Raw genomic sequence first — 12,202 nt, forward strand, 5'->3', positions numbered from 1 at the left:
CTCGGCGCCGGCGGCGAGGGAGAGGTCGGCGCCGACGAGGGGGGTGTAGGTGGTGCCCGGGGAGGTGGCGCCGTCGAGGGCGACGCGGCGGGCATGTCCGCCGCGTCGCAGGCCCGCAGGCTCAGGCCGGCCGGGGAGTTGGAGATCGTCGCGTTCGAGCGCGGTCACTTCTCCTCGTACTCGGCCTGCGGAATCCCCTACTGGGTGGGCGGCGACGTCGCGGGGCCAGGGGAGCTGATCGCCCGCTCCCCCGAGGAGCACCGGGCACGCGACATCGACCTGCGGATGCGGACCGAGGTGACGGCGATCGACGTGCCGGGGCAGCGGGTCCTCGCCCGCGACCTGGAGGCGGGTACGGAGTCCTGGACGGGCTTCGACAAGCTGGTCGTCGCGACCGGCGCCCGTCCGCTGCGGCCGCCGATGCCGGGGATCGACGCGCCCGGGGTGCACGGCGTGCAGAACCTGGACGACGGCCGGGCGCTGCTCGACTCGCTGGAGCGGACCCGGGGACGGCGCGCGGTCGTGGTGGGCGCCGGGTACATCGGGGTCGAGATGGCCGAGGCGCTCCTCGCCCGGGACTACGAGGTGACGGTCCTGACCCGGGGCGAGCAGCCGATGGCGACCCTCGATCCGGACATGGGCCGGCTGGTGCACCGGGCGATGGACAGGCTCGGGATCAGGACGGTCGCGTCGGCCGAGGTGACGAAGATCCTCACCGGCGCCGACGGCCGGGTGCGGGCCGTGGCCACGGACGCGGCCGAGTACCCGGCGGACGTGGTGGTCCTGGGGACGGGCGTGGCGCCGGAGACCTCGCTGGCGCGGGCGGCGGGGCTGCCGCTCGGCACGTCCGGCGGGATCCTCACCGATCTGGCGATGCGGGTGCGCGGTCACCGGAACATCTGGGCGGGGGGTGACTGCGTGGAGGTCCTGGACCTCGTCTCGGGCCGGGAGCGGTACGTACCCCTCGGGACGCACGCGAACAAGCACGGCCAGGTCATCGGCGCGAACGTCGGCGGCGACTACGCGACCTTCCCCGGGGTGGTGGGGACGGCGGTGTCGAAGGTGTGCGACCTGGAGATCGCCCGGACCGGTCTGCGGGAGAAGGACGCCCGCGAGGTGGGGCTGCGGTACGTGACGGTGACGGTCGAGTCGACGAGCCGCGCGGGCTACTACCCGGGCGCGGCGCCGATGACGGTGAAGATGCTGGCCGAGCGACGCACCGGGCGGCTGCTCGGCGTGCAGATCGTGGGCCGGGAGGGCGCGGCCAAGCGGGTCGACATCGCGGCCGTGGCGCTGACGGCCGGGATGACGGTGGAGGCGATGACGGCCCTGGACCTGGGGTACGCGCCGCCGTTCTCGCCGGTGTGGGACCCGGTCCTGGTCGCGGCCCGGAAGGCCACGGCGGCGGTCCGGGCGGCCTGACGGCCGCGGTACGGCGACGGCCGCCGGGGAGGAGGTCCCCGGCGGCCGTCGCCGTCCCTGCGTGGGTGCCGGGCGCCGGTCAGACGGCCGTCCGGGTGTGGACGTGCTCGACGAGGCGGGTCAGCGCGTCCGGGTCCATCGCCGGCATGACGCCGTGACCCAGGTTGAAGACGTGCCCCTCCAGGCCCTTCGCCGCGGCGAGGACCTCGTCCGCCTTGGCCTCGACGACCTCGCGGGAGGCGAAGAGCACGGCCGGGTCCAGGTTGCCCTGGAGCGCCTTGCCGGGGCCGACGCGGCGGGCGGCCTCGTCGAGCGGGACGCGCCAGTCGACGCCGACGACGTCCGCGCCGGCCTCGCCCATGAGGCCGAGGAGCTCGCCGGTGCCGACGCCGAAGTGGATGCGCGGGACGCCGTACCCGGCGACCGCGTCGAAGACCTTCGCGGAGGCCGGCATCACCGAGCGGCGGTAGTCGGCCGGGGAGAGGGCGCCGACCCAGGAGTCGAAGAGCTGGACGGCGGAGGCGCCGGCCTCGATCTGGACCTTGAGGAAGGCCGAGGTGATCTCGGCGAGGCGGTCGAGCAGGTCGGCCCAGAGCTGCGGGTCGCCGTACATGAGCGCCTTGGTGTGCTCGTGGCTGCGCGACGGGCCGCCCTCGACGAGGTAGCTCGCGAGGGTGAAGGGCGCGCCGGCGAAACCGATGAGCGGGGTGTCCCCCAGCTCGCCGGTGAGCATGCCGATGGCCTCGGTGACGTAGTGGACGTCCTCGGGCGTGAGGTCGCGCAGCCGGGCCAGGTCGGCGCGGGTGCGGATCGGGTCGGCGACGACCGGGCCGACGCCCGGCTTGATGTCGAGGTCGAGTCCGATGGCCTTGAGGGGGACCACGATGTCGCTGAAGTAGATGGCGGCGTCGACCTTGTGGCGGCGCACCGGCTGCAGCGTGATCTCGGTGACGAGCTCGGGCCGCATGCACGACTCGAGCATCGGGATGCCCTCGCGGACCTTCAGGTACTCGGGGAGGGAGCGCCCGGCCTGTCGCATGAACCAGACGGGGGTGTGCGGCACGGGCTCGCGCCGGCATGCCTTGAGGAACGCGGAGTCGTGCGTCCGCGACTGCTGCTTCGTCTGCTGGCCCTGCGGGCGGTCAATGGCACTCACGCCCAGAATCTTCGCATGTGGCGGGAAGCCGCTCGTCCGGGCCGGGTGTCCCTCCCTGCGCGGAGGCCCCGTTCCGCCTACTCTTCCCCGCATGGCTGCGGCTCAGGGACATTTTTCCGATCATTCCGACGGCGATCGAGGGACGGACGAAACGGCGGACAGTACGGAGACGAACCCGGTGCCACCCGCGTTCCGGCGGGCGGTGGAGGCGTTGCGCTCGGCGCGGCTGAGGTCCGAGATCGAGGTCGACCCGACCAGGCCGCCGCAGCGCCTGGCGCCGCACGCGTACGCGGTGGAGGCGGCCGTCGTGGACGGCGAGGAGGATCTGGCCGACGGGCGGCTCGTCCTGCTGCACGACCCGGACGGCCACGAGGCATGGAAGGGAACGTTCCGTCTGGTGACGCTGGTCCGGGCGGAGCTGGAACCGGAGATGGCGGCGGACCCGCTGCTGCCGGAGGTGTGCTGGTCCTGGCTGACCGGCGCGCTGGAGGCGCGGGGGCTCGGGTACGGGGAGGCGAGCGGCACCGTGACGATGGCGGGCTCGCACTACTTCGGCGGGCTCGCGGACCGCAGGCCGGCGACGCAGATCGAGATCCGGGCCTCCTGGACGCCCCGCGAGGGGCTCGCCGGGGTGCCGGACACGGCGGCGCACCTGGCGGCCTGGTGCGACCTGCTGTGCCAGGTCGCGGGGCTGCCGCCGGCGCCGGCGGATCCGGGGGCCGGCACGGTGACCGGCGCGGGGGTCGTCTCCCTTCCCCAGCGGCGGGGCCCCCAGCAGCCCTGAGGAGCGCGCCGGAGCGGTCGCGGCAGACACCGAACCCGTCTGCCGCGGCGACCCGGAAGCGGTCCGGCGGCGGTCCGGAGAGGCGTCCCGCCCCTCCCTCGTGCGGGTGACACGGCGGCAGCCGCTCGTAGGATGATCGATCACTCGTCCGAATTGCCCTAATTGTTACTCACCAAATCGTGATCTTTCCCTAAAGGCGGGCGACGGTCCTGCCGAAGGATTCAGTGACCCCTTCACTGCACGGGTTCGCCCCCGGCTTCTTCCCCGAGCCGGCTCCGTCCCGCACCCTTCCCCCCAGGAGGCCTGGTGTCCGTTCTCCTCGAGCAGCCCGCAAGCCTGGTCGCCTACCGCCCGAACAAGCCGACGGCCATGGTCGTCGTGGCCGACCCGCGCGTCCGCTCCACCGTGACCCGCCACCTGTGGGCCCTCGGAGTACGTGACGTGATCGAGGCTTCGTCCATCGCGGAGGCGCGTCCCCGCGTCGGCAACCCACGCGACATCTGCGTGGCCGACGTCCATCTGCCCGACGGCAGCGGCCTGACCCTGCTGTCCGAGACCCGCGCCGCGGGCTGGCCCAACGGCCTCGCCCTCTCGGCCGCCGACGACATCGGCGCCGTGCGCAACGCCCTGGCGGGCGGCGTGAAGGGCTACGTCGTCACCGGCACCCGGACCAACATCGGCCACCCGACCCGGCCCGGAGCCGCCCCCATCGGCTCCGCCGCCGCCCGTCTGGGCCACCGCCGCCCCCCGGGTGCCCCGAGCCACCCGGGCGGCTACCGCGAGCTCTCCGGCCGTGAGGTCGAGGTGCTCCGGCTGGTGGCCGAGGGCCAGTCCAACAAGGCCATCGGCGTCTCCATGGGGCTGTCCGCCCTCACCGTGAAGAGCCACCTCGCCCGCATCGCCCGCAAGCTGGGCACCGGCGACCGCGCCGGCATGGTCGCGGTGGCCCTGCGGACGGGGATCATCCACTGACGGCGGTCGACAAGAAGCCGGCGCCTGTCGACGGAACGTTCCGTCGACAGGCGCTTGCCGTTCACCGATACCCTTGACAGGTGACCGACGCCCAAGAGACCGCAGCAGACACAGCACTGCGCACCACCGGGGGCGGCCCCCCGGACGACGATGTCCCTGCGAATGGGCTTCCGACCCCCTTGCTGGAGCCCCGCGAGGGGATTCCGCCCGTCGTCGAGACGGACGAGGCCCTCGCCGAGGTGATCGCCGCCTTCGCGGCCGGAAGCGGCCCCGTGGCCGTGGACGCCGAGCGTGCCTCCGGCTACCGCTACGGCCAGCGCGCCTACCTCGTCCAGCTCCGGCGCGAAGGCGCGGGCACCGCGCTGATCGACCCCGTCGGCTGCCCCGACCTCTCGGGGCTGGGCGAGGCGCTCTCCGGCACCGAGTGGATCCTGCACGCCGCCACCCAGGACCTCCCGTGCCTGCGCGACATAGGCATGCTCCCCTCCTCGCTCTTCGACACCGAGCTGGCCGGACGGCTCGCGGGCTTCCCGCGGGTCGGCCTCGGCGCGATGGTCGAGTCCGTCCTCGGCTACGCCCTGGAGAAGGGCCACTCCGCGGTGGACTGGTCCACCCGCCCGCTGCCCGAGCCGTGGCTGCGGTACGCGGCCCTCGACGTCGAACTCCTCGTCGACCTGCGCGACGCGCTGGAGAAGGAGCTCGACCGGCAGGGCAAGCTGGAGTGGGCCCTCCAGGAGTTCGACGCCATCGCCTCCGCCCCGCCCGCCCCGCCGCGCAAGGACCCGTGGCGCCGGACCTCCGGCATGCACAAGGTGCGCCGCCGCCGCCAGATGGCGGTCGTGCGGGAGCTGTGGACGGCCCGGGACAAGGTGGCCCAGCGCCGGGACGTCTCCCCGGGCAAGGTCCTGAGCGACGCGGCCATCGTCGAGGCGGCGCTGTCGGTGCCGGTGAACGTGGCCGCGCTCACCGCCCTGCCCGGCTTCGGCAACCGCATGGGGCGGCGTCAGCTGGAGCAGTGGCAGGCCGCCGTCGACCGCGCCCGGGCGCTGCCGGAGAGCGAGCTGCCGCAGCCCGGCCAGCAGGTCGCCGGGCCTCCCCCGCCCCGCGCCTGGGCCGACAAGGACCCGGCCGCCGCCGCCCGCCTCGCGGCGGCACGCACCGCGGTCTCCGCCCTCGCCGAGGAGCTCAACCTCCCGCAGGAGAACCTCATCACCCCCGACACGGTCCGCCGCGTCTGCTGGGAACCCCCGTCGCCGGCCACCCCGGACACCGTCTCCGCCGCCCTCGCCTCCCACGGCGCCCGCCCCTGGCAGGTCGGCCTGGTGACCCCCCTCCTGGTGAAGGCCCTGTCGGCGACGGCGTGACCCGGCCGGTCCCGCCGCCCCGTCGCGAAGGCCCCCGGCAGCCCCGCCGGGGGCCTTCGCGCACCCGGCCGCGGATGTGACCTTCGCCGCTTGGGCGCCAAGGACTGGGCAGCTTGGTTACCCACAAGTAGCATGGGCGGAGCAAGCGCACGCTTAGGCGTGTGCCGCAGCAGTGCCATCCCGCACCCTGGAGGAGAGCCATCGTGCCTCGTACCGTCAGGGACGTCGTCTTCGTCGACGGCGTCCGCACCCCGTTCGGCAAGGCGGGCCCGAAGGGCATCTACCACGAGACCCGCGCCGACGACCTCGTCGTCAAGGCCATCCGGGAGCTGCTGCGCCGCAACCCGGGCCTCGACCCCGCGCGCATCGACGAGGTCGCCATCGCCGCGACCACGCAGATCGGCGACCAGGGTCTGACCCTCGGCCGCACGGCGGGCATCCTCGCCGGCCTGCCGCAGTCGGTGCCGGGCTACTCCATCGACCGCATGTGCGCCGGCGCCCTCACGGCCGTCACCAGCGTCGCCGGTTCGATCGCCTTCGGCGCGTACGACGCCGTCATCGCCGGTGGTGTCGAGCACATGGGCCGCCACCCCATGGGCGAGGGCGTCGACCCGAACCCGCGCTTCGTGTCGGAGAAGCTCGTCGACGAGTCCGCCCTGTTCATGGGCATGACCGCCGAGAACCTGCACGACCGCTACCCGAGCATCACCAAGCAGCGCGCCGACGAGTACGCCGTGCGCTCGCAGGAGAAGGCCGCCAAGGCGTACGCCGACGGCAAGATCCAGCAGGACCTGGTGCCGATCTCGGTGCGCCGCACCGACGCCTCCACCGGTGAGACCGGCTGGGGCCTGGTCACCGCCGACGAGCCGATGCGCCCGGGCACCACCCTGGAGTCGCTGGCGAACCTGAAGACGCCGTTCCGCGTCCACGGCAACGTCACCGCGGGCAACGCGGCCGGCCTGAACGACGGCGCCACCGCCTCGATCATCGCCTCCGAGGACTTCGCCCGCGAGAACGACCTCCCGGTCAAGATGCGCCTCGTCTCGTACGCCTTCGCCGGCGTCGAGCCCGAGGTCATGGGCTACGGCCCGATCCCCGCGACCGAGAAGGCCCTCGCCCAGGCCGGCCTGTCCATCGAGGACATCGGCCTGTTCGAGGTCAACGAGGCGTTCGCGGTCCAGGTCCTCGCCTTCCTGGAGCACTACGGCATCGCCGACGACGACGCCCGCGTGAACCAGTACGGCGGCGCCATCGCCTACGGTCACCCGCTGGCCTCCTCCGGCGTCCGGCTCATGACGCAGCTGGCCCGCCAGTTCGAGGAGAACCCGCAGGTCCGCTACGGCCTCAACACGATGTGCGTCGGCTTCGGCATGGGCGCCACGGTCATCTGGGAAAACCCCCACTGGGAGGGCAAGTGAGCACCACCGCCGAGCTTCTGAAGGGCGCCGCGGAGCTCTTCCCCGACGAGGTCGTCACCAGCGCCCACGTACGGCACTTCGAGCTGCCCGCGGGTGCGGGCCGGTTCGCCCTCATCACGCTGGACAACGGCTTCGACCACACGAAGCCGACCACCTTCGGCCCGCAGTCGCTGGCCAACCTCAACGCGGCGATCGACCAGGTCGAGGCCGAGGCCGCCAACGGTGAGATCACCGGCGTCGGCATCACCGGCAAGCCGTTCATCTTCGCGGTCGGCGCCGACCTCAAGGGCGTCGAGCTGCTGAAGAAGCACGACGAGGCGCTCGCCATCGGCAAGGGCGGCCACGACGTCTTCAAGCGTCTGTCCGCGCTCGCCGTGCCGACCTTCGCGTACTACAACGGCGCGGCCATGGGCGGCGGCGTCGAGGTCGGTCTGCACTGCACCTACCGCACCGTGTCGAAGGCCCTGCCGGCCTTCTCGCTGCCCGAGGTCTTCCTCGGCCTGGTGCCCGGCTGGGGCGGCTGCGCCATCCTGCCGAACCTGATCGGCGCGGAGAAGGCCGTCTCGGTCATCATCGAGAACTCGCTGAACCAGAACCGTCAGCTCAAGGGCAAGCAGGTCTTCGAGCTCGGCATCGCCGACGCGCTGTTCGAGGGCGCGGACTTCCTGGAGCAGTCGCTGATCTGGACGGCTTCCGTCCTCAACGGCTCCGTGACCGTCGAGCGCCCCGAGGTCGACCGCGGCGACGCCTGGGACCAGGCCGTCGCCAAGGGGCGTCTGGTCGCCGACGCCAAGGTGCACGGCGCCGCCCCGGCCGCCTACCGCGCCCTCGACATCATCGAGGCCGCCAAGGACGGGGACCTGCAGAAGGGCTTCGACGCCGAGGACCAGGCCCTCGCGGACCTGATCATGGGCGGGGAGCTCCGCTCCGGCATCTACGCCTTCAACCTGGTGCAGAAGCGCGGCAAGCGCCCCGCGGGCGCCCCGGACAAGTCGCTGGCCCGCCCGGTCACCAAGGTCGGTGTCGTCGGCGCCGGCCTGATGGCCTCCCAGCTCGCCCTGCTCTTCCTGCGCCGCCTCGAGGTGCCGGTCGTCCTGACCGACATCGACCAGGAGCGCGTCGACAAGGGCGTGGGCTACGTCCACGCCGAGATCGAGAAGCTGCTCGGCAAGGGCCGCATCAACCAGGACAAGGCCAACCGCCTCAAGGGCCTGGTCTCCGGTGTCCTGGACAAGGCGGCGGGCTTCGCGGACGCGGACTTCATCATCGAGGCCGTGTTCGAGGAGATGTCCGTCAAGCAGAAGGTGTTCGCGGAGGTCGAGGCGGTCGCCCCGGCGCACGCGATCCTCGCCACCAACACCTCCTCGCTGTCCGTCTCGGAGATGGCCTCCCAGCTCCGGCACCCGGAGCGCGTGGTCGGCTTCCACTTCTTCAACCCGGTCGCGATCCTCCCGCTCCTGGAGATCGTCCGCGGCGAGAAGACGGACGACGCCTCGCTGGCCACCGCGTTCGGTGTCGCCAAGAAGCTGAAGAAGACCGCGGTCCTCACCAAGGACGCCCCGGCGTTCGTCGTGAACCGCATCCTGACCCGCTTCATGGGCGAGATCCAGAACGTCATCGACGAGGGCACCTCGGTCGAGACGGCCGAGAAGGCCATCGAGCCGCTCGGTCTGCCGATGTCCCCGCTGGTGCTCCTGGAGCTCGTGGGCCCGGCCATCGGCCTGCACGTCTCCGAGACCCTGAACCGCTCCTTCCCGGAGCGCTTCACCGTCTCGCCGAACCTCAAGCGCGTCGTCGAGGCCGGCAAGCGCGGCTTCTACGTCTACAACGCCGAGAACGGCTTCAAGCCGGAGCTCGACCCGGAGGTCGCCGCCCTCCTCGTCCAGGGCGACTCCGTCCTGACCGAGGAGCAGGTCCGCGACCGCGTCCTGGACGCGGTGGCGCAGGAGATCGGCCTGATGCTGGAGGAGGGTGTCGTCGCCGAGGCGCAGGACATCGACCTCTGCCTGATCACCGGCGCGGGCTGGCCCTTCCACCTGGGCGGCATCACGCCGTACCTGGACCGTGAAGGCGTCTCCGAGCGCGTCAACGGCAAGACCTTCCTCGCCCAGGGCGTGGCGAGCGTCCCGGCGTAACACCGGTTCGCCCGCTCGAACGGGTACGCGAACGGCCCCGGCACCTTCCCAGGTGCCGGGGCCGTTCGCGTGTGCGCTCAGAACAGGGGGCGCCAGTTCTCCACGGCCAGGCCGTCAGCCCCGGGCCGCTGCCGCGTGGTGATCAGCGAGGTCTCGTCGACGAGGGCCACCGCGACGAGGCTCTCGTCGTCGGCGCGGGTGAGGGTGGTGACCAGCGGGCCGTGCCGCTCGCCCGTCTCCGACCAGCGGGCGCCGGCGTCCTCCTGCTCGCTCGGGTAGGCGGCGAGCGCCAGCCGGCCGTCCTCGTTCTGCTGGGCCAGCACGGTGCAGTCCAGGCCGTCGACGAGGCAGCGGGTGGCGGTGAGCGGGCCGGTGCCGAGGGCGTCCGCCAGGTACGTCGGCTTCAGGGAGCGCTCGGGCGACCAGGCGCACACCCGGCCGTCGTGGTCGACGTAGAAGAGGGTGCAGTGGCCCGAGGGGCCGGTGACGCCCGCCAGGGTGCCCATGGTGACGGCGGCGGGCAGGATCTCCTCGCGGATCGGCTTGCCGCCGGACTCGCGCTGCACGTAGCGCAGCAGGCCCGTGGCGTGCGAGGTGTAGAGCTCGACGAAGCCCGAGCCGTTGGTGAGGGCGACCGGCGAGGGGTCGGTCTTGGAGCCGACCAGGTCCCACCAGGGGTGCCAGCCGCCGGCGTCCTTCTGGGCCCGCACGCTGATGCCGCCGCCACCGTTGCGCGAGAAGACGTAGGCGCGGCCGATGCCGTCCACGGTGACGCTGGGGTTGCCGGTCCAGTGGTACGAGGCGCCGTTGGGGTGGGTGATGGACTTCCACTCCAGGGCCGGACGGCCCGTCTGGTACTGCGTGGTGTGCACCAGTTCGACGTGCTCCGGCTTCCCGGCCACCGGGCGCATCCCGACGAGGTGGACGTACCCGTCGGCCCCCTGGGCCGCGGAGAGGCCCGGCGTCAGACCGCCGCCGCCGAGCGAGAAGGGCTCGCTCCAGCGGCCGTCGGCGCCTTCGGTCCAGCGCACCACTTCGCCGTTCCGGGGCAGGTAGACGCTGAATCTGCCCTCCTTCCCACGGGCCAGCCAGGCTCCCCGCAACTGCGGGGTGGCAGGGGCACCGTGGGGGTGGGCGGTGGGGGCCTCGGATCGATTCGCCATGAGGGGTCCAGCACTCCGGTCATCGGGTTACGGGTCGGGTACGAGCCGACTGTAGTCGCCCGTTCCGGCGCTCCGACCCGCGCCCGTCGCCCGGATTCCGGCCGCCCCTCAGTACCGGGCTTCCGCGCCCTCCCGGCCCAACCGACTGTGACGGCGGCCGTACAGGAAGTACACGACGAAGCCGATCACCATCCACACGGCGAACCGGAACCAGGTCTCCCCCGGCAGGTTCAGCATCAGCCAGACCGAGGCGGCGATCGAGATGATCGGCAGCGCCGGGACCCACGGGGTGCGGAAGGCCCGGGGCAGGTCGGGGCGGGTGCGGCGGAGCACGATGACACCGACCGCGACGACGACGAAGGCGAAGAGGGTGCCGATGTTCACCAGGGTCGCCAGCTCGTTGATGCTGGTGAAGCCCGCGACGATCGCGATGATCACGCCGAGCAGGATCGTCGGCCGGTAGGGGGTCCTGAACCGCGGGTGCGTGACGGAGAAGAAGCGGGGCAGCAGTCCGTCGCGGCTCATGGCGAAGAAGACGCGGGTCTGGCCGAGGAGCAGGATCAGACAGACCGTGGTGAGGCCGACGGCGGCGCCGAAACTGATCACGCCCGCGTAGAAGGGATGTCCGGCCGCCTTGAAGGCGTCGGCGAGCGGGGCGCTCACGGAGAGCTCGGTGTAGTGCTGCATGCCGGTCACGACGAGCGCCACGGCCACGTAGAGCACGGTGCAGATGAGGAGCGAGCCGAGGATGCCCCGGGGCATGTCCCGCTGCGGCAGCTTGGTCTCCTCGGCGGCGGTCGCCACCACGTCGAAGCCGATGAAGGCGAAGAAGACCACGGAGGCGGCGGTGAAGATGCCCATGACGCCGAAGTTCGTGGGCTCGTATCCGAAGATCAGCTGGACCATCGGGGAGTCCCAGCTGGAGCCGCCGCCCTCGGGGGTGACGGCCGGCGGGATGAACGGCTTGTAGTTGTCGCCGACGATGAAGAACAGGCCGGCGATGATCACGATCATGACCACGGTGACCTTGATCGCCACGACGACCGCGGTGATCCGGGCCGACAGCTTCATGCCGAGGACGAGGACCACCGTCAGCACGAGGACGAGCAGGAAGGCCAGGATGTCGAAGGTGCCCCCCGCCACGTCCGGCCCTTCGAGCGAGGCCGGTAGGTGCCAGCCGATGTTGTCCATCAGCGAGCGCACGTAGCCCGACCAGCCGACGGCGACCACCGCCGTGCCGAGCGCGAACTCCAGGACGAGGTCCCAGCCGATGATCCAGGCGGGCAGTTCGCCGATGGAGGCGTACGCGAAGGTGTACGCCGATCCGGCCACCGGGACGGTGGAGGCGAACTCGGCGTAGCAGAGGGCGGCGAGGGCGCAGACGATGCCCGCCGCGACGAAGGCGAGGGCCGTGGCCGGCCCGGCGTTCTCCTTGGCCACCTTGCCCGTGAGCACGAAGATGCCGGTGCCGATGATGACACCGACGCCGAACACCGTCAGATCCCAGGCGGACAGGGACTTCCGGAGTGCGTGCTCCGGTTCCTCCGTGTCGCGGATCGACTGCTCGACCGTCTTGGTCCGGAAGATTCCGGAGTTCGCCCGTGGCTGCTGATCCGTACTCACACTGGTACCTCCGCGCCGTGCCTGGACCTCGGTCGCTCTGGGCCACCGCGGGCGGGTGGCTGGGATACGCCTGCCCGCTCAGAGTCAGCATGCACGCGAAAGGGCCGGTCGGCACCCGGGAGGGTGAGCCGACCGGCCCAAGGGTCACGCACGGTGACCGGTGCC

At 72.3% G+C, this 12,202-nt stretch carries 9 protein-coding genes; 6 read left to right on the top strand and 3 right to left on the bottom strand.

What is annotated here, in order from left to right; translation table 11 throughout:
- The first annotated feature begins 93 nt into the window (after positions 1-93).
- On the top strand, positions 94-1,422 hold the full coding sequence (locus AB0424_RS14810) for an FAD-dependent oxidoreductase (protein WP_366305332.1): 1,329 nt from the start codon (positions 94-96) through the stop codon (positions 1,420-1,422).
- A gap of 79 nt (positions 1,423-1,501) precedes the next feature.
- Here AB0424_RS14810 and hemE read toward each other — a convergent pair whose 3' ends face one another.
- Positions 1,502-2,578 (bottom strand): uroporphyrinogen decarboxylase, encoded by a 1,077-nt coding sequence (hemE, locus tag AB0424_RS14815; RefSeq protein ID WP_366305334.1) that lies wholly within the window; start codon positions 2,576-2,578, stop codon positions 1,502-1,504.
- A gap of 91 nt (positions 2,579-2,669) precedes the next feature.
- On the opposite strand from hemE, the gene AB0424_RS14820 reads away from it, so the two are divergent.
- From AB0424_RS14820 to AB0424_RS14840, 5 genes are all read left to right on the top strand, one after another.
- The gene (locus AB0424_RS14820; RefSeq protein WP_366305336.1) at positions 2,670-3,362 is read left to right on the top strand and encodes a DUF3000 domain-containing protein; all 693 of its coding nucleotides are present in this window, start codon (positions 2,670-2,672) and stop codon (positions 3,360-3,362) included.
- A gap of 306 nt (positions 3,363-3,668) precedes the next feature.
- The gene (locus AB0424_RS14825; protein WP_017242457.1) at positions 3,669-4,334 is read left to right on the top strand and encodes a response regulator transcription factor; all 666 of its coding nucleotides are present in this window, start codon (positions 3,669-3,671) and stop codon (positions 4,332-4,334) included.
- Between the two features lie 80 nt (positions 4,335-4,414).
- The gene (locus AB0424_RS14830; RefSeq protein ID WP_366305338.1) at positions 4,415-5,698 is read left to right on the top strand and encodes a ribonuclease D; all 1,284 of its coding nucleotides are present in this window, start codon (positions 4,415-4,417) and stop codon (positions 5,696-5,698) included.
- Between the two features lie 203 nt (positions 5,699-5,901).
- Positions 5,902-7,116, top strand: a complete 1,215-nt coding sequence (locus AB0424_RS14835) for an acetyl-CoA C-acyltransferase (RefSeq protein WP_148002942.1) — start codon at positions 5,902-5,904, stop codon at positions 7,114-7,116.
- Positions 7,113-9,251: a 3-hydroxyacyl-CoA dehydrogenase NAD-binding domain-containing protein gene (locus AB0424_RS14840; RefSeq protein ID WP_366305340.1), complete on the top strand. Its 2,139-nt coding sequence runs from the start codon at positions 7,113-7,115 to the stop codon at positions 9,249-9,251. The genes AB0424_RS14835 and AB0424_RS14840 overlap by 4 nt, the downstream gene beginning before the upstream one ends.
- Positions 9,252-9,328: 77 nt before the next feature.
- On the opposite strand, the gene AB0424_RS14845 is transcribed toward AB0424_RS14840, so the two are convergent.
- Both AB0424_RS14845 and AB0424_RS14850 read right to left on the bottom strand, forming a co-directional pair.
- Positions 9,329-10,414, bottom strand: coding sequence for a hypothetical protein (locus AB0424_RS14845; RefSeq protein WP_366305342.1), 1,086 nt, complete (start codon positions 10,412-10,414; stop codon positions 9,329-9,331).
- Positions 10,415-10,522: 108 nt separating this feature from the next.
- Positions 10,523-12,037 (bottom strand): amino acid permease, encoded by a 1,515-nt coding sequence (locus AB0424_RS14850; protein ID WP_366305344.1) that lies wholly within the window; start codon positions 12,035-12,037, stop codon positions 10,523-10,525.
- Between the last annotated feature and the right edge of the window lie 165 nt (positions 12,038-12,202).

The organism is Streptomyces sp. NPDC051180 (genome assembly GCF_040689545.1).
Lineage (GTDB): Bacteria > Actinomycetota > Actinomycetes > Streptomycetales > Streptomycetaceae > Streptomyces.